Source organism: Pedobacter sp. (assembly GCF_965227205.1).
In the GTDB taxonomy this organism is placed as follows: Bacteria; Bacteroidota; Bacteroidia; order Sphingobacteriales; family Sphingobacteriaceae; genus Pedobacter.
This window is the reverse complement of sequence record NZ_OZ245727.1, coordinates 884,693-902,742: the sequence shown is the minus strand read 5'-3', so window position 1 is coordinate 902,742 and position 18,050 is coordinate 884,693. Positions and strand designations below refer to the sequence as shown.

Sequence of the window (18,050 nt, the reverse complement as noted above, 5' to 3'; positions counted from 1 at the left end):
TTCTCAAAACATTATCATGAAAAAGTTTAAAATTAGCATCCTATTTCTGCTCTTTTCTATGTTATTTATTTCGAGCAGTTTTGCCCAGCAACAAGGTATATTAGGATTAAAAGTAATTGGTGTAACGCAGGGCGAAAAGTTTGAATTTAAGTACCTCAATGAAATCGCAACTATTACCCGTAGTATCACTTTTCCTTCTCGGCGTATAAATTTTGGAACAGCCTACAAAATTGAACAAATTAGTGGTCCACGTAAATGCATTATTCAATATCCAACAGGCACCATAACAACAACAAGAACTAATGTTGATGTTGACTGTACACCGACTTTAAAAAATGTAGAGCTGGTTAGCCGAAGTAAAGATTCAAAAACATTTGCCACTTTTTACGGCAGTGTTGCTCCGGCAGTTGGAGGTGTAATTGCAACTGGTGTAAACGAAGGGCAATATATAACCTACATGACCTCCTGGAATGTTGACCCAAAACATGGAGGTAAAAACAGGCAGATTATTTGGTTTAATCGAGGCAATGGCCAAACAGCACTTGTTAGCAGAGGCTTAGATGGTTTTGGGGCCAATAAAGATAGTTACGAGCCAGTAATAAATAGTAGAGGTTATGAGGTAGCTTTTGAAAGTAGTGCAACTAACCTTGTACCAAAAGATGTCAACAATGCAAGTGATGTTTTTATGTGGTCGTTAATGACAGACCAAATGCATTGCATTACCTGTGAAGGGAATTCACATTCCTCCGCAGCATCAATTTCAGGTAACGCAGGTTTTATAGCTTTTCAATCAAATGCAAGCAACCTAACTCCAGGTGTTGAAGGTAATTCTACCACCAATGTTTATGTAAAAAACACCGTCACAGGAGAAACAATTTTAATTAGTAAAGACCCTAAAACGGGAAAAGGTGTTGGTGGTATGTATCCATCAATTTCTGAAGATGGTAGTCGTATTGCATTTTATTCTAACTCAGATAAATTGGTAGATGGTGATACCAATCGCCTTTGGGATATTTTTATTTGGGAAAGTGGTAATCCTAACCTAAAACGCATTTCATTAACCGCCTCAGGTGCCGAACGCAATCAGGGTAACGAAAGTACAAGCCGAGTGGTAAAGCCAACTATTTCTGGCAATGGTAAATTTGTAACCTTTGCAACCACAGCCACTAATATGATTGGCGACGAAACAACCCCTATCCAACAGGTTTATGTAGCAGACATTGAAACTGGGGCAATAGTAAGAGCAAGCCAAACCGAAGGCGGCATTATTGCAGATAAGGATAGTCCCATTGCGCAGGGTGATAGAATAGCCATTTCTTACAATGGAAAATGGATTGCCTTCCCTACTGCTGCAACAAATTTAGGCGGCAACGTTATTTTAAAAAATTTAGAAACAGGTAAAATTTTGGCTGTTGGTACACCTACAAATGGAAGTGTTGGCACAGTTTCTATTTCCAGAGATGGTAATACAATTGCCTTTCCATCGGGCGAAAAGTTAGATAAAAAACACAACAGCACCGGAATTTTTACGGTATCAAATTAATTCATTAAAACCATAACATTATGAAAAATTACATTTTAGCTGCGTTAATTACATTTATCTGCGGCAATTTACAAGCACAATCTAAATTTGGCATTTTAACTTTTACTCCGCCTTCAAACTGGTCGGTTGGAAAGCAAAAAGACGCAATAGTTTTAGAAAGCAACAACAAAGAGAGTGTTTGCAGAATCAGCATTTTTGCTTCCGAACCAGTTGTTATAAACAGCGAAATCCAGTTTCTAAAGATACTGCGTTCAAAAACTGGCAGCACTGCCAATTTTGATAACAATCCAACATCGGTGAAACGTTCTGTTTTAAACAATAATATTTGCTTCGGTATAAAGGGTAGTAATGGTAATGCAACAGTTTACTTTTACTCATACACAAATAGCAATCAAACCTTTTTTATACAGCTAAATACCAATAATAAAGAGTGCTTATTAGAATTTAACAATTTCTGGAAATCTTTCTTAATTGAAAGCGGAGAAGAAGAAAATAGCCAGCCTACACTAACCAGAAGAAAAAAAGCTTCAGCAGCCGCTCCTGCCGCACCAGCACCGGCAATGTAATTTCTCAAAAATTTTAAAAACTAAAAAGCGATGAAAGTTTTAAGTTTACTGATTAGCAGCCTTTTCTTTTATGCCTGTAGTTTTGCGCAAAAAGAAACTTTTGATATTGTAAGCTACATGCCTCCAAATGGCTGGGTAAAAAGCCAAAAAGCCGGAACCATTACCTTTACAAAAGAGAATAATAAAGGTGAATTTTGTTTAATAACCATTTATAAATCTACAGCTGCTACAGCCAATGCACAAGAAAACTTTAACCTGGCTTGGGAGAGTTTAGTAAAAGAAAACTTGGGCATTACTACAGCAGCCGTAATGCGGCCCGGCAGTACAGATAACGGATGGGAAACTAAAATGGGCTCTGCGCCATTTGAGAAAGATGGCATTAAAGGTGCAGCTATTTTAGTAGGCAGCAGTCAGTTAGGTAAAATGGTAAATTTGCTTACAATAACCAATAGCAATGTTTTCCAAGCCGAACTAGAAACTTTTTTAGAATCTGTAAGTTTAAAAAAACCAGAAAGCGGTAAAAGGCAAGAAACACAAACCCAAGCCAAAAAAACTGTAACCAACAATTCGTCATATGCGTTTACAACCAGTAATTTTGACGATGGTTGGGTAAGCATAGAAAAAACAGATTGGGTTGAGGTTTCGAAAAATGATTTGAAAGTTTTAATCCATTACCCAAAAGAAGGCACAAGATTTCCGGCAGACCCAGATGTGTTAACCAACGCGGCATGGAACATTTTGGTTGCACCAAGGTATAACAACCTTAAAAATTATAAAACGGCATACATTTCTGATTACAACAGGCCATACTTAGCCATGGCAACTGTTACCGATAAAGAAACCGGACAGGAAAAATACGTTGTGCTATTTAATCAGGGCGAAACAGGTTGGATAGAATTTATAACAGCCAACAAAAGCAACTTCATAAATGCGTTCCAATTCGATCCTGAAACTATAAATCATAACAGTGAAGTAGACCTTTTACGCCCACTTTCAAAAATGGGGAACTATAACAGATTTGCTGTTGCAACTTCTGATTTGAGTGGAAAATGGGCCACAAATTTCTCTAACAATACCCATTATGTAAATATTTATACCGGCAATAGCGCAGGTATGAGCACTTACACCTCATCGCAAGAGTTTGAGTTTTTTGTAGCGCAAAAGTATAAATGGCATTTAGTTGCAGCAAATTCCTTTGCGGGCAGTACAAAAGTTGCTCAGGGTAAAGGCGACGGAAACTTTAAACTGCTAAATAACTGGCAAATTCAGTTTACTAACATGGAGGGAAAAACCAAAACTTTCGATGCATACTTTAGTTGTACCAAAGGTGGAAGAATTTTGTGGGTAAACGATGCTAATGCACCCGGTTCTGGTATTTTTACAGGTTTTGCACGCTCAAAAAACTAATCTCTCAACTAATATTTTATTATTCTTTTGAAAAGCAAGGTTCTGTTTTCATCGGTTTCGCAAGTCCTGCCATCCGCTTTACTTCGTTGCACTTCGTGTTCGCTCCTGTCAGGTTTAAATTACTTAGGCAAACCTAAGTAACCTAGCCCCGACATAGCGAAAAGCCCACAATGAAGCGCAGCGAAATGAGGACTTGCAGCGTTGGCGGGACTTTCGCCTCCGATGAGCAATGATTTTGCGCTTCTAAAAAGATATAATCTCAGATTTAAATATCCCATTTTCGCAGGATACATTATTAATAAACAGCAGGTTAACTTTAGTTCATTATTTAATTTAAACAATTATTTTATGAAAATCTTTTTAACAATTTTACTGTTTTTGCCACTTACAATTTTTGCACAACGTGGTACAGAAAACTTTGGCAAATTTACCAATACAGATGGTGCAATAATTAAAGGCGATGCACTTACCAGAGGTTACGAAAGACAACTGGAGATAAGTAATTTGGTTGCAAACAGTGCAAATAATAACAACACAATAAGTTTTGCTATTCCAATTAGTACTGCAAGTGGTGTTTTTAGAAACGCATTAAATGGGGCACAAAAACTTCGCTCGGCAGAGATTACGGTAACCACAATTAATGCCGAAAAACGAACCGTAACCTATAAAATTAACCTGGAAGATATTGCTGTTAACCAATGTGCTGACAGAAATGGCTTCACAAATCTGCAATTAACGGCCACCAGAATTGGATGGACATATTTTGCCACAGATAGAATGGGCAGAACTACTGTAAGCAGTAAAAATGGTTGGGATGCTGAGAATAAAAAGGCCTGGGTAGGATTTTAAATAACATTCTAATTCTGTTTAAAAAAATGAGAACATTAATTTTATTTGTGCTATTTGCCACAAATGTTTTGGAAACTTTCGCCCGGCAAAACACCTTTGATATTGTTACTTATAATCCGCCTAAAAACTGGTCAGTTAAGCAGAACAATAGCAGTATAGCTTATGTTCGGGTAGATGGAAAAAATTGGGCACAAATTGGAATTTACAAGCATCAGAATAGCAAAGGAGATGTAAAAAGTGATTTTGATAAGGATTGGGAAGAATTGGTTTCTACAGGAAGAAACATTTCATCTGCACAAAAAACAGAACCTAAATTTGAACATGGCTGGTTTGTAATGAGTGGCAGCGGGAACTGGCAATACGATGGAGTTAATGTTGCATCAATACTTACGGTTTATAGTAATGAGAAAATTAGTGTTGCAATATTATGTAATGCCACTGCTTTGCCTTATTTCAAAGAGTATCAAACGTTAATTAACACATTAAATATTACTGATGGTTCAAATATATCTGCTTCAAAAAAAACCTCTGAAAATGCTGATTTAGATGTTAAAGAAAATGAAAACTCCATTATTGTTTGTGGACAGATTACAGCTTAGAATCAGCAGGAAGTTATATTAATGGTACTCCAAAATACACAGCAGGATATCTGAGAAAGGAATATGTATTTAATAAAGACAATACTTATATTTTTAGAAACAAGCAATGGATTACAAAAACTAAGGATATCCTCTACATTAACGAAACTGGAACTTACACTATTAATGGCAACCAAATAACCATCAATCCAAAAAATGGAAAGGGAGAATTTTGGGAAAAAACAGCAAGTTCTAAAGATTGGGGGAAATACATTAAGGCTTTTGATTATAAATTAGAGAACGTAACCTATACTTTCAAAATAATTTACGACCCAAACTACAGTAATTCTATAGTTCTAAGTTCTGCTAAACCTACACAAAGAGATGGAGGAAAATTTAACGCTCCGAATGAGCCGCTTGCATTTCATTACAGCTTTAGAAAATTAGATTCGCTAATTGATTATCCTCCTAGGCAGAAATAATTTTAAAAGCCGATTATTTAGCTAAAATATAAATCATTAAAAAAAATGAAGACCTCGATTATATTTACTTTGCTCACATTAATCTGCTTTATTTCTTTTGCGCAAAGCGAAACCTATGATATCGTATATTATCAGCCACCGAAAAATTGGAAAAAGGAAAATACAACTGCTCCTATATCTTATTCGAAAATTGACGGGAATAATTGGGGACAGATTGCAATTTATAATAGTACAACAAGCAAAGGTGATATTGATAGCGACAGTAATGCAGAATGGGAAGCTTTAGTTTTAGCACTACGTATTGTTGAAGATGATGAAACATCGAGTCAGGATTCTATAAATGGATGGGCAATAAAAAATCGCTCTGGGAATTGGATGTTCAACGGAAATAAGGTATTGACAGTGCTTACAACGTTTAGTAATGGAAAAACTTGCTTAAGTATTATGTGCAATATGTCGGCAAAAGATTACCTGGAAGATTTTAAGAATTTAATTGCAAGTATTAAATTAAATTCAGAAATAATGCTTTCCTCTCAAACTGCAAGCGAAAGCAAATCATCTTCACAAATTATCGGAGTTTGGAGCATTTACATTAATGAAACATCTGGTTTTATAAATGGTATGCCACAAACCACCGGAGGTTATTTTAGAAAAGAATATAAATTTAACAATGATGGAACCTACACTTTCTACGAAAAAAACTTCCCGGCGTACCATAAAAATATTGGCTTTAAACGTGAAAACGGAACCTGGCTTGTTAAGAATAATACCCTAACCATAACACCTGCTGAAGGTAAAACTGAAACATGGACAAAAAGTGCAACCGGAAGGAACGATGAATGGGGAAAACTAATAAGTACTTCAAATTCTATATTAGAAAAAACGGCTTACACGTTTGACTTTAAGTATTTATCCGGAATGGAAAAAACGTATTTAATATTGAATTATAATAAAGCAACAGAAAGAGATGGAAAGCAAAATAATAACGCTAATCAACAACATAGTTGGCAATATCCCTTAATTAAACCCGCCGAAGCATTAATTAATTTCCCTCCAAAATAAAAATACACCTTCACTATATTTAAATGAAGGTGTATTTACTATTTAATCTTAAACTCTAATTCTGAAAAACAAATTGTCTGGTTCCGGCTTTGTAGTATAATTCGGCAAGGGTTTTCTGATAACTTGCTACCATACTTTCTTGCTTTATTTTCATATCAATTAGCTTAGTTTCGCGGCTGTTAATTAAAAATAAAGTACTCTCACCAAGGTTAAATTTCTGGTTTTCGCCATTAACCAAAATCTGTTGGTTTTTAATACTTTGAACCTGAACATTCAGCTGTGAAGAATACGCTGATAAATCATTGTACGAAGCCATAATATTATTTCGAATTTCTCGCCCAGATTGCTGTAAATCGTAATTATTTTCTTGCTGCTTTATCTTCACCTCACGAAGTTTTCCACGTTCAGAGCGTAGAAACAAAGGAAAAGCAAACTCTATACCTATCTTATAATTGCTCCAGTTAAAATCATAATATCCCGGAACGGTATTGCTAAAATCTGTTCGGCTCGAAATTAAATTTCCAATTACATTTAATTTAGGCTTCAATAATTCTTGCCTGTAGCTTTTTTCAATTTCAAGTTGAGCGCTTTTACTTCTCAGTTTTACAAGTTCTGGATGCTGATTTGCAGCCTGCCCGATAAGTGTATCTAAAATCAAAGGATTTGGACGAGGAATTGCCTCTGATACAAATTGTGGTAATGCATCCATTGGTACTTCTAACGGATTTCCATCTTCATTCCACAAATGGTTCGATAAAACCAGCCTGGCATTTTGCAATTCTATCGCTGTTTTTTCCTTTTGGATGATACGTTCTTGCACCGTAATATAAGCCTCTACCGAATCGATTGCCGGCTTATCTCCTATTACCGTTTGCGCACTCAAAGCCTGAAACCTGCGTTGAGCTAAATCGACACCTTCGTTAACCAATTGATATTGTTTATAGGCATAATACCAGCTCCAATAATCTTTAACAATGTTGTACCAAACGCTGTTAATTTGCTTTAACTGCTCCGCTTCGGCGTATTGCACCATTACTTTCGATTGCCTTAATGTACTACGACGAGCATCAATAATTAAACCCTGACCTAAAGGAATGCTTAAACCAATTGCAGATAAACCATCGCCATTGGTTCGGCTCTCTGGATTTACATATGTCCCAACATTACGATCGTAACCTACTTTTAAATCAGCACCTGCTAACCAAAGTGGGATTTTTAATTCACTATTCCACTTATTGTAATATTCAGTATCACCGAAAAGCTTTCTACCAAAACCTGCTTTTAATGCCGGATCGAAATAACCCAATGATTGCAAAACATTTGCCCTTGCAGATTCGCTCAAAAGTGCTGCCTGCTTAATTATTGGATGATACCTAAAAACTAAAAGTTGCAAATCATCTAAAGCAAAAATTTTGGCTGTATCTACCGGCTGAGCTGCATTTGTTTGTGCAAAGTTTATGTTAGCAAATACCAACATAAAAATTGCAGTAAGCGTTAAAAATTTCTTTAAAGACATCTTCATTGTATAACCTCCGTCCCTATTTCTTATCCTTACTTTCGGTTGGTTCCTTTTCTAAACTTGGCGGAAAACCGTTTAGCTGTCGCCAGATTTCATACCAAAGCGGAACCGATCTTAAAATTATGCGTCCGTAAACACCAGAACCTTGTCTTAACTGCGGTGGCCATGGGTCATCATTAGTTGGAACCGGATTAGTTTGACTGATTAACAAGCGATAATTACCACCAGCACTACTCACTTTATCAATAGAAAATACTTTTCCTGCAAATGTACCAACCGCAACAGATGGCCAGCCAGAAAACTGAACTGAAGGCCAACCTTCAAACTGTAAACGTACATCTCCTGTATCCAGAATTAGTGGAACATCCATAGCGCTTACGTATAATTCAGCAGCTACCATAGGTGATTTTGGTTGTAGAGTAGCAACCGATTCGCCTTCTTTAATATTTTCGCCGATACCTGCTTTAAGCGTTTTTACAACATATCCATCTTGTGGAGCTCTAACTACATACAAACCTCTTCTTATGCTGATGTTTGAAATATCGTTTCTCAATTTTGCAATATCACCTTGTGCACTTGCTTTGCTCGAAATGGCAGAACTCATATCTGATTGTGCTTTAGACATAGACTCCTGATACTTTGCTCTTATGTTATCAAGCTCGATAGAAGCATTTAAAAGATTTTGCGCAGAGTTGCTAAGCTTGTTCTGTTGACTGATTACTTTAGCATTATCTTCCTGCAATTTCAGTCTGCGGGTTTCAATATCTGTTAGCGAAAACAGTCCGTTTTTGTAACCGGTTTCATAACGTTCTAATCGAACCTTTGTAGTTTCATAGAATTTTCTAACGGCCAAAAGGTCTGCACTATCAATGCTTACGTAGTTTCTTGCCTGAAGAACTTTATTTTCGGCAGCTTTCATCTGAAAACGAAGTCCGCTGGTCATGGCCGTCATTTGTGCTTTTGTGGCATCAATTTTTTGAACCGCAGCAGTTTCACTTCCACGTTTGGCATCAAGTTGTTCGTTTAAACGCGTTGGCAATTCCGGGTCGAAATAAGATTGACTGGTTTCAGAAATCACAAGTATAGTATCTCCTTTTTTAACTTCCTGTCCTTCTCTTACCGCCCAATGTTCTATTCGTCCACCAATTTGGTTTTGAACAGTTTGCGGTCTGTCTTCAGGACGTAATGCCGTAACCGTTCCTCTACCCGGAATGGTTTGACGGTATGGTAAAAACAAAAGGATGAAGAAAAAAGCAAAGATAAAAAGCATTATTCTACCTAACCTTTTTGGGCCTTTAGCATCAATAATTCTGCTATTAGCATGTACTGAAAGTTCTTCCCAATTCTTAAGCTGAGCTAAGTTGTTACTAATCTCACCCATGGTTTGAATCTCCTTCCTCTAATTCAAGATCGGTTACAACAGCAAGTTTTTCACTACCTGTTACCATATCAAACACGGTATTTAAATTTGTCATCAATTTTTCAATAGCATAGCTAATCTGAACTATAATTACCTCTGCAGCAACGAATTGACCGAAAGTCATTTGACGTTCGAAAACAAAGTAAGAACCTAAGAGCAATAACGCCCCCATTAATACAGTTCTCATTGCAACAGCAGTAACAAAGAATCTTTTTAAAACTCCAAAATGCTGATTACGAGCCTGGATATAGTTGGCCGTTATTTCATCAGTACGATTAATAATTTCTTTTCTTTTTTGGCTGCTTTGGCGATAAGTATCTAAATCGCTGGCAATCTCTTCCAGATACCCTACAACTTCATATTTATAGCTAGATTCTTCGATACTGGTTTGCACACCCTGACGGTAGTATAGAAACAAAATCAAGATGATAACAGCAAGAACAAACATGCCAAATACCATAAACACAGGGTGATAAAAGGAAAGTAAAATAACACTAAAAAATATTTGAACCGCAGCGGCAACAATGTCTACCAATAGTTTAGTTAACCCTTTTTGGATGGTTAAAATATCGAAAAACCGATTAATAAGCTCTGAAGGATTTTCACCTTCTAAAGCTTTTTTCTTAATCCGCGGTAAGCGGAAAGCAAACTCTAAAGCTGCTTTGGTAAATATTTTTTGCTCTAAAAACTCTACTAAAGTTAATTGCCCTATGAGCAAAGTACCACCCACAACAATCCCGGTTAAGATAACCGCAATAAGTATATAGGTTGAGCTGTACATGGCTCCATTTGATAAAAGGTTAAATACGGCATTTGTACCTAATGGTAACGACAAGCCGATTAAACCAATTAACATGGCATATATTAAAATGTAATTGATGGTTTTACGCTCCAGATGAAGCATTCGCACCAATCTTTGCCAAGGTGTTGGCGCACCGGCAACCTGATGATTTTTCATTTAAACAGTATTGATAAACAATTTCCCTGATTTTCGACCTTTTTACTAAAGATTGAAGTTAAAATTTACGAGACTTAACAACAGAATATGATTCAATGTTTTACCCGATTTAAAAAGATTTTCAGCGATTGAGATGTACCCAAACAAAGAAAATTTAAATAATGATAGGCTAAATTAGCAACTAGTGATAATTAGCAAAAGTAGTTAGGAGGCGGTGTTGGTACCGTTTTTGGCGGTTCAACACTAATTATGATTCTGAAAGAATCAATTTTGATTGGTAAAAAATTAGTAAGCACAAGAGATTGTGGTACAAGACTTGAAAATTCGTAGAGAACTAATTTTTTCTTGTTCTTTTCGCAAGCTTCTTCTTCTTTATCTTTATTTTCTTCCGTAGATTTTTCGATTGCAAGGGCATTTCCATTCGGAGAAAAACAAGAAATTGAAAACGCTAAAACCTTAAGTGTTAATATGCCTAAAAGCATAAAACCAAAAGTGCTCTTCAAAAATCTATTTCTTAACCGTTGCATCATTAGAGAATACAAATATAGTGCTAATACGCTTTACCAAAGCATAACATCACATAATTGTTATCAAAAACAAGGGTTTATCATTTGAATATCAGAAATATAAAATGTATAAAAACTTATAATTTAGGTAACCTACCTTTTATATCCTTTAAAAGAAAATCAAAGAAAGGTTACCATCATTTTAATAAGCTATTCTTCGTCGCTCGTATTTTTAAGTTTCATTAATAAAGAATAAGCACCTTTTGTTACTATCTTTTTTCCGCTTAAATCATTATGAATTGCAATTTTGTTATTAGCTATTTCTCCTGAAGTAATTGCAGTCATTTTGTACTTATTCTTTGCCAGTTGCTCAAAAACGAAATCTTTATTTTCAAAGCTGACTACGGCTTCCTCTGGTAATAACTGCACTTTTTGATTTTTAAACTTCAGTTCAGCGTTCATGTACATGCCCGGAACAAGGCTTTTATCATATTTTTCAAAATGACAATGAACTTCGCTGCTTCCGCCATCCGCTACATTATGTCCAATTAGTATCACTTCTGCTTCGTATTTCACATCAGGTTTTATATTGTTATAAGTTATCACCTGCTGCCCCATATTTATTTTATTAAGATCTTTTTCAAAAACCGTAAGGTTTAAATGGATATCGCTAGGATTAATCAGTTCGAACAACACATCAGATGGAGTAACGTACTTACCAATATTAACATTTACTTTGCTTACATAACCATCAATTGGCGAATATAAATTAATAGCTTTCGATATTTTGCCATTCTTTAAACTCCCGGCATTAACATTAATCAACTTAAGTTTTTCTAACAGTGCAGTATGATCCACACGAAGATTTTTATACTCAATTTCTGCCGATTGCAACGTTTTATCACTATTAGCTTTATTAATATTAAGTTCTTTCTGGCGATTTAACTCTAATTCTGCATAGTGAAGTTTATTAGCGATGCTTAAAAAATCTTGCTGCAATTGAATGTATTGCGGATCTTCCATGATGGCGATAACCTGTCCTTTTTTAACATGAGTTCCAGGCAACATACTCGTGTGTTTTAAGTAACCACCCAATGGAACACTAATCGAAATCAGATTTTGAGGCGGTACATCTATTTTCCCCTGCAATTTCAAGACTTCACTTGTTTCGCCCCATTCGGGTTCTGCTACCTGAAGACCAATATTAGCAAATTGAGCATCAGTTAAACTCACTTCATTTTCTTTTGGCAATTCTTTAACCTCTTCATCTTTAACCTTATTTGTACAAGCATACGTAGTACAAATTGCCAGCATTAACAGATATTTTTGATATTTCATTTTATTGGCCTAACAGATAATTTAATTCGATAATTGTTGTGTTTAGCTTTTTGATGGCATCGAAATATTTATCCCTGATGCTAATCGTTTCATTGTTTAACAAGGTATATTCCAGGTAATTAATTGCACCGTTTTTTAGCTGACTGCTTAAAGTAGTATTAATATCAACCACTGTTTTTAATCCCTTGGTTTCTAGCTCATCTACAATTACTAGCTGTTGCAAATATTGCTGATACGTGGCTTTTAGTAAGCTTGATAATTGTTTTGTTTTTAAGTTGGTTTCAGCTTTGATAAAATCTTCATAAACCTTCGCCGATTTCACTTTATTGCGCTGCGAACCACCAAGCAATGGAATATTTAAACCAAGTTGCACCGATTGAAATCGATTATCTGTACCATATTTCACACCATCTCTTAATGTAGTAGAGTTGTAACCCAAATTTATTTCTGGTAAAAGTTTCGATTTTTCTACTTTGGTGCTTGCCAATGCGGTTTGCTCCTCTTGCTGTCTCAGCTTAATTTCAGGGTGGTTTTTAAGCGCAAGTGTATCGATAAACTGCAATTTCGATTTTAAATCATCCGCCTTTGGCGAAAAAATAGTAGTGGAATTTAACAGAAATGAAAACTGTTGCTGCAATAAAGATTCTTCGACTTCTAATTGCCTAAGTTTAGTAGAAACCTGCAACAGCTGATTATCTGCATTTGCCTTCTCCAGTAAATTACTTTCTCCGGCTTTAAGTCTTAAACTTGCCAATCGTTGTAATTTGCTATAGTTACTATCGGCTTGCAGGTAAGTTTTTTGAAGTTCTTTCACAATTACTAAATCGTAAAACAGCTGTGAGCAAAGTCGGGTTAACTCAATTTTATTCAAATCTTGTTGTATAACAGTGCTTTTCCATTCTGCTAAAAGCTTGTCCTTTTGCCTTGCATAAACAGCAGGTAAGTTAAAACCTTGAATTACACTTAATTTATTATCAGTTAAGTCGCTGTTGTACTTACCATATTCGCCATTAATGCTTAAAGGCGCAATTGTGGTTGCCGTTTTACTTAAAGCCTGACTGTGATTTGCCCTTAGCTGACTGCTTTTTAAACTCAGATTGTTTTTATACAAACTATCCAAAGCCTGAGGCAGCGTAATTGGTTTTTGAGCATTCGACTGGATTGAGCAAAGACAAATCAAAACAATTGTAGAAGCTGTAATTACACTTTTCTTCAATTTTATGCCTTTCTCGAAGGTTACATATAAAATGGGAAGTACAAAAAGTGTTAATAAAGTAGCAATAATTAAACCGCCAATTACAACGGTTGCCAATGGTCTTTGCACCGCTGCTCCAGCTCCGTTACTTAATGCCATTGGCAAAAAGCCTAACGAAGCTACAAAGGCAGTCATTAATACTGGTCTTAAACGGGTTTTTGTTCCCTTCATCACTACCTTTTTCATATCCTTTTCTCCTGATTTTTTAATGTTATTAAATTCTGCAACCAATACAATTCCGTTCAATACGGCAACACCAAATAAGGCGATAAAGCCAACACCAGCACTAATACTAAAAGGTAGACCTCTTAACGCAAGCAGGAAAATTCCACCTATTGCAGATAATGGTATTGCGGTGTAAATTAATAAGCCATATTTTATCGAACCGAAAGCAAAGTATAGCAACAGAAAAATTAGAATAAGCGATACTGGTACCGCAATCATTAACCTCGATTTTGCTTCATTAAGATTTTGAAATGAACCGCCATAGTTAACCGTGTATCCTGTAGGCAGTTTTATTTCAGCTTTTACTTTCTCTTGTAATTCATTTACAATACTTTCTACATCCCGACCGCTAACGTTAAAGCCAACCAGAATGCGGCGTTTTGTATCTTCTCTCTGTATCTGGCTCGGACTATTCACTAAAGAAACCTGAGCCAGTTGACTCAATGGAATTTGGTTACCATTCGGAGCTGGGATTAGCAGTCGCTGCACATCAAGAATGCTTCTACGTTGGTCGTTCTGTAGTTTTACAACCAAATCGAAACGCTTTTCTCCTTCAAAAACCAAACCTGTACTTTGCCCGGCAAAAGCAGTATTTACATTTCTATTGATATCAGAAATATTTAAGCCGTATTGCACAATTACAGCTCTGTTGTATTGAACAACAATTTGTGGTGTACCCGAAATCTGTTCTACATAAATATCTGTAGTTCCATCAATTTTGCGCAGTAGATTACCAACCTGTTTTGCATAAATCGCCAAAGTATCAAAATCTTCCCCAAAGATTTTACAAACCACATCCTGTCTTGCACCCGTCATTAACTCATTAAACCTCATCTGCACCGGAAACTGAAAACTGGTTGTAACACCCGGAATCTCGCTTGCCACTTTCTCCATCTTTGAAGTTAAATCCTTAAAATTATCAGCCGATGTCCATTCCTTTTTAGGTTTGAGGTTGATAATCATATCACCCATATCCATTGGTAATGGTTCTGTTGGCACTTCGCTGCTTCCTATTTTAGTCACTATATTTTTAACCTCCGGAAAACGATATTTCAATATCCCTGCAACTTTCTGAATGTTTTCTATTGATGTATTCAGGTTACTACCAGAAAGCACACGGGTTTCAACCGCATAATCTCCTTCTTCAATTGATGGTATAAATTCTCCCCCTAAATTAGTTAGGATAAAAACTGCAATGGTAAAAAGTACAACTACGATTGTAATTACCGTTTTCGGGAAACCGAGAATTTTATTTAACCAGATACCATATCTGTTTTCTATTTTCTCCATCCCTTTATCGGCAATATTTGCTTTAGTTTTAATTTTTTTACTAAGAAGCAAACTGCTTATCATCGGGATATAAGTTAACGATAAGATAAAAGCACCTAACAAGGCAAAAGCTACCGTTTGAGCCATTGGCTTAAACATTTTACCTTCTATGCCCTGCAAACTAAAAATTGGCAGGTAAACGATAAGGATAATAATCTGACCAAAAACAGCACTATTCATCATTTTAGATGAAGCACTTTTCACTTCAGAATCCATCTCATTTTGTTTTAAAATGGAGATGCCCGCAAACTTTTTACTATGTGCGAGTTGGTGCATTACAGCCTCTACAATAATAACGGCGCCATCAACGATTAAACCGAAATCCAATGCGCCTAAACTCATCAGGTTTCCGCTTACGCCGAATATGTTCATCATAATGATGGCAAAAAGCATAGAAAGTGGAATAACTGAGGCAACAATTAAACCAGCTCTAAAATTACCAAGGAAGATAACCAGTACGAAAACTACAATTAAAGCTCCTTCTAAAAGATTGGTTTCAACCGTGCTGATTGCATTGTTAACCATGCTGGTTCTATCTAAAAAGGGTACAATTTCAACACCCTCGGGTAAGGTTTCGCTAATTTGCTTAATCTTCGCTTTAATATCCTTAACCACAACATTACTGTTTGCACCTTTAAGCATCATTACAATTGCGCCAGAAACTTCTCCCTCATTATTAAAGGTAAGTGCGCCATATCTCGTTGCAAAACCTGTTTCTACATTTGCAACATCTCTAATAAGTAATGGTGTACCTTCGGGATTACTTTTTACAACAATATTTTCAATATCATCTTTGTTGCCAATTAATCCTTCCGTACGGATGTATTGTACAGTTGCCTGCTTTTCAATATAAGCTCCGCCAGTATTTTGGTTATTACTTTCTAGTGCATTAAAAATATCACTTATGGTAACTTTATGGGCAAGAAGTTTATTAGGGTTTACCGTTACCTGGTATTGTTTTAACTTACCGCCGAAGCTACTTACTTCAGCCACACCTTTAACGCCTAAAAGTTGCCTTCTAACAATCCAATCTTGTATGGTTCTAAGCTCGGTGATATCATACTTGCGTTCGTAGCCCTTTTTCGGCTTCACAGCATACTGATAAATCTCACCTAAACCTGTAGAAATTGGTCCCATTTCTGGTTTTCCAATACCTTGCGGAATTTGCTCCTGCACAACAAGTAATCTTTCGGCTACTTGCTGTCTTGCCCAGTAAACGTCAACATCATCATTAAAAACCAACGTTACTAAAGAAAGTCCGAAGCGGCTGTAGCTACGAATTTCTTTTATTCCGGCAATGTTACTATTCGCCTGCTCAACAGGGAAAGTTACTAAACGTTCTATATCAGTTGCGCCATAAGATGGCGCTGTGGTAATAATCTGAACCTGATTATTGGTAATATCGGGTACAGCATCAATTGGTAATTTGAATAATTCAAAACTACCATAAATAATAAGGCTAAGCGTAAATAGCCCAATAATGAGTTTATTCCTAACGGAAAACTCAATAATTCGATTTAACATGGAAAAATTAGGGATTAATCGTTTCTAATCTGGAATTTGCCAGTTGATAAGATTTGAAAACTATTGAAGTAAAATTTCTCGACAACGGTCGAAAAAATGAACAATAGAAATCTAAAAACTAATCAACTAAAAAGCTAAAAATTAAGAAAGGATTAAAGACTTTGGCGGTTGCCAGATTTTTCCGGCATAGGCCGAATGAATAACACAATCGTTATTTAAAATTATTTTTTGTTCGGGAATAAACTGATATGCCTTTTTAAGCGTTAAGCCAAAAGATGGTGGCAATGCTGGACTTAAAATATTTGCAGCGCAAAAACTATGGGTTTTAAAAGGTAACTGGTTATCTCTGTCTTCATCGTTATCTGTATGTGGAATGCTTCCATAATGATGTTCGAGATAAGCTACAAAGGTCATATTCTTATCAATGCCCTTATGCTCAAAGAAATGTTGAAATAATACAGGTAATCTCGCTAACTCCTGCAATTCTGTAGTAGAAAACAGGTAAAAACTTATCAGCAATATGTGTATTAATCTTTTCAACGCCCCAAAATTAGTGAATTGAGCTTCAAAAGCAAGAAATCTTGGTAATTGTTACTTAAATTAAAAAATAAGATTCAGAATATTTGATAGAACAGGATTATGATCATCAGCCCGCCAATTAATGTAAATATCAGTTTTAAAAGGTAAAGGAATAAATCTTATTCCCGGACTTTGATGATGTAAGTATGAATCAGGCAAGATGGCAATACCCAAACCCTGCCTTACCAAAGCTATAATTGTTGAACCAAATTCTGAATGCAAAAATACATCCGGAACAAAATCATAATGTTTAAATAAAGCCTGAATTATTTCGCTGTAGCTGCTCCCCTCATCTTTAGTTGGCAAAATAAATTTTTGTTGTTTTAGGCTTTCAGCCGATAAATCTTCAAGAATGTTGAAAGGATGGTCTATCGGAACCACCAAAGCTAAATTATCGCTATATAATTTTTTAGATTTTATTCCAGCGGAACTGTTAATATCTCTGGTAATGGCTAAATCTATTTTGTAATTTTTTAAAAATTCTAATTGATTCTCGTATAAAACCTGTACCAGCTTTATCTGCAATTGAGGGAATAATCGGGTAATTTTTTCTAAAATCTCAGGCATAATTGATGCAGAAATTGAATCAGGATGCGCAATTGTAATGGTTCCGCGTTCGCCTAAATGTATCTGCTTTGCAAACTGATGAATGTACTCCAGTTCGCTCAACTCAAGCGTCCACTTTTCTTTTAAAAAATTGCCTGCCGGAGTAAGTTTAACATTTCTCTTATTGCGCTCAAATAGTTGTAAACCTAATTCATTTTCTAGCGCTTGAATCTGCCTGCTCAAAGCCGATTGCGTAATGCTAACTTTTTCGGCTGTTTTCCAATAGTGAAGCTGCTCAGAAAGCGCCAAAAAATATTTAATCTTTTGCAAATCCATTAATGCAATTTATGCATTAATAAATGAA

15 protein-coding genes are annotated in these 18,050 nt (G+C 35.9%); 7 read left to right on the top strand and 8 right to left on the bottom strand.

The features are described from left to right. The first annotated feature begins 16 nt into the window (after positions 1–16). The 7 genes from ACO05K_RS03855 to ACO05K_RS03825 all read left to right on the top strand — a co-directional run bounded on the left by ACO05K_RS03855 (position 17) and on the right by ACO05K_RS03825 (position 6,487). Positions 17–1,543, top strand: a complete 1,527-nt coding sequence (locus tag ACO05K_RS03855; protein ID WP_421943148.1) for a WD40 repeat domain-containing protein — start codon at positions 17–19, stop codon at positions 1,541–1,543. A 20-nt stretch (positions 1,544–1,563) separates the two neighbouring features. Further along, a complete protein-coding gene (locus ACO05K_RS03850) occupies positions 1,564–2,109 on the top strand; it encodes a hypothetical protein (protein WP_421943147.1) in 546 nt (181 codons plus the stop codon). Positions 2,110–2,139: 30 nt separating this feature from the next. Further along, positions 2,140–3,516: a hypothetical protein gene (locus ACO05K_RS03845; RefSeq protein ID WP_421943146.1), complete on the top strand. Its 1,377-nt coding sequence runs from the start codon at positions 2,140–2,142 to the stop codon at positions 3,514–3,516. A 348-nt stretch (positions 3,517–3,864) separates the two neighbouring features. Continuing rightward, positions 3,865–4,365, top strand: coding sequence for a hypothetical protein (locus ACO05K_RS03840; RefSeq protein ID WP_421943145.1), 501 nt, complete (start codon positions 3,865–3,867; stop codon positions 4,363–4,365). Positions 4,366–4,391: 26 nt separating this feature from the next. Next, positions 4,392–4,964: a hypothetical protein gene (locus tag ACO05K_RS03835; protein WP_421943144.1), complete on the top strand. Its 573-nt coding sequence runs from the start codon at positions 4,392–4,394 to the stop codon at positions 4,962–4,964. Beyond that, positions 4,943–5,425 carry a hypothetical protein gene (locus ACO05K_RS03830; protein WP_421943143.1) on the top strand — a complete coding sequence of 161 codons (483 nt, stop codon included), beginning with the start codon at positions 4,943–4,945 and terminating at the stop codon, positions 5,423–5,425. Before ACO05K_RS03835 ends, ACO05K_RS03830 begins: the two co-directional genes overlap by 22 nt. A 45-nt stretch (positions 5,426–5,470) precedes the next feature. Next, a complete protein-coding gene (locus ACO05K_RS03825; RefSeq protein ID WP_421943142.1) occupies positions 5,471–6,487 on the top strand; it encodes a hypothetical protein in 1,017 nt (338 codons plus the stop codon). A gap of 55 nt (positions 6,488–6,542) precedes the next feature. On the opposite strand, the gene ACO05K_RS03820 is transcribed toward ACO05K_RS03825, so the two are convergent. The 8 genes from ACO05K_RS03820 to ACO05K_RS03785 form a co-directional block, all read right to left on the bottom strand. Beyond that, positions 6,543–8,003 carry a TolC family protein gene (locus ACO05K_RS03820; RefSeq protein WP_421943141.1) on the bottom strand — a complete coding sequence of 487 codons (1,461 nt, stop codon included), beginning with the start codon at positions 8,001–8,003 and terminating at the stop codon, positions 6,543–6,545. Between the two features lie 22 nt (positions 8,004–8,025). Then, the gene (locus ACO05K_RS03815; protein WP_421943140.1) at positions 8,026–9,387 is read right to left on the bottom strand and encodes an HlyD family secretion protein; all 1,362 of its coding nucleotides are present in this window, start codon (positions 9,385–9,387) and stop codon (positions 8,026–8,028) included. Next, entirely contained in the window at positions 9,380–10,384 is a 1,005-nt protein-coding gene (locus ACO05K_RS03810) for an ABC transporter transmembrane domain-containing protein (protein WP_421943139.1), read from the bottom strand. The genes ACO05K_RS03815 and ACO05K_RS03810 overlap by 8 nt, the downstream gene beginning before the upstream one ends. 191 nt (positions 10,385–10,575) lie before the next feature. Next, positions 10,576–10,914 (bottom strand): hypothetical protein, encoded by a 339-nt coding sequence (locus ACO05K_RS03805; protein WP_421943138.1) that lies wholly within the window; start codon positions 10,912–10,914, stop codon positions 10,576–10,578. Between the two features lie 186 nt (positions 10,915–11,100). After that, positions 11,101–12,228, bottom strand: coding sequence for an efflux RND transporter periplasmic adaptor subunit (locus ACO05K_RS03800; protein ID WP_421943137.1), 1,128 nt, complete (start codon positions 12,226–12,228; stop codon positions 11,101–11,103). A 1-nt stretch (position 12,229) separates the two neighbouring features. After that, a complete protein-coding gene (locus tag ACO05K_RS03795; RefSeq protein WP_421943136.1) occupies positions 12,230–16,561 on the bottom strand; it encodes a CusA/CzcA family heavy metal efflux RND transporter in 4,332 nt (1,443 codons plus the stop codon). Positions 16,562–16,702: 141 nt separating this feature from the next. Beyond that, positions 16,703–17,101 carry a hypothetical protein gene (locus ACO05K_RS03790; protein ID WP_421943135.1) on the bottom strand — a complete coding sequence of 133 codons (399 nt, stop codon included), beginning with the start codon at positions 17,099–17,101 and terminating at the stop codon, positions 16,703–16,705. Positions 17,102–17,161: 60 nt separating this feature from the next. Then, the gene (locus tag ACO05K_RS03785) at positions 17,162–18,022 is read right to left on the bottom strand and encodes a LysR family transcriptional regulator (RefSeq protein ID WP_421943134.1); all 861 of its coding nucleotides are present in this window, start codon (positions 18,020–18,022) and stop codon (positions 17,162–17,164) included. Positions 18,023–18,050 lie beyond the last annotated feature (28 nt).

What these genes read in the sequence shown, in the direction of transcription:
- ACO05K_RS03855 (WP_421943148.1), top strand. Translation starts at nt 17, where the DNA reads ATGAAAAAGTTTAAAATTAGCATCCTATTTCTGCTCTTTTCTATGTTA.
- ACO05K_RS03850 (WP_421943147.1), top strand. Translation starts at nt 1,564, where the DNA reads ATGAAAAATTACATTTTAGCTGCGTTAATTACATTTATCTGCGGCAAT.
- ACO05K_RS03845 (WP_421943146.1), top strand. Translation starts at nt 2,140, where the DNA reads ATGAAAGTTTTAAGTTTACTGATTAGCAGCCTTTTCTTTTATGCCTGT.
- ACO05K_RS03840 (WP_421943145.1), top strand. Translation starts at nt 3,865, where the DNA reads ATGAAAATCTTTTTAACAATTTTACTGTTTTTGCCACTTACAATTTTT.
- ACO05K_RS03835 (WP_421943144.1), top strand. Translation starts at nt 4,392, where the DNA reads ATGAGAACATTAATTTTATTTGTGCTATTTGCCACAAATGTTTTGGAA.
- ACO05K_RS03825 (WP_421943142.1), top strand. Translation starts at nt 5,471, where the DNA reads ATGAAGACCTCGATTATATTTACTTTGCTCACATTAATCTGCTTTATT.
- ACO05K_RS03820 (WP_421943141.1), bottom strand. Translation starts at nt 8,003, where the DNA reads ATGTCTTTAAAGAAATTTTTAACGCTTACTGCAATTTTTATGTTGGTA.
- ACO05K_RS03815 (WP_421943140.1), bottom strand. Translation starts at nt 9,387, where the DNA reads ATGGGTGAGATTAGTAACAACTTAGCTCAGCTTAAGAATTGGGAAGAA.
- ACO05K_RS03810 (WP_421943139.1), bottom strand. Translation starts at nt 10,384, where the DNA reads ATGAAAAATCATCAGGTTGCCGGTGCGCCAACACCTTGGCAAAGATTG.
- ACO05K_RS03805 (WP_421943138.1), bottom strand. Translation starts at nt 10,914, where the DNA reads ATGATGCAACGGTTAAGAAATAGATTTTTGAAGAGCACTTTTGGTTTT.
- ACO05K_RS03800 (WP_421943137.1), bottom strand. Translation starts at nt 12,228, where the DNA reads ATGAAATATCAAAAATATCTGTTAATGCTGGCAATTTGTACTACGTAT.
- ACO05K_RS03795 (WP_421943136.1), bottom strand. Translation starts at nt 16,561, where the DNA reads ATGTTAAATCGAATTATTGAGTTTTCCGTTAGGAATAAACTCATTATT.
- ACO05K_RS03785 (WP_421943134.1), bottom strand. Translation starts at nt 18,022, where the DNA reads ATGGATTTGCAAAAGATTAAATATTTTTTGGCGCTTTCTGAGCAGCTT.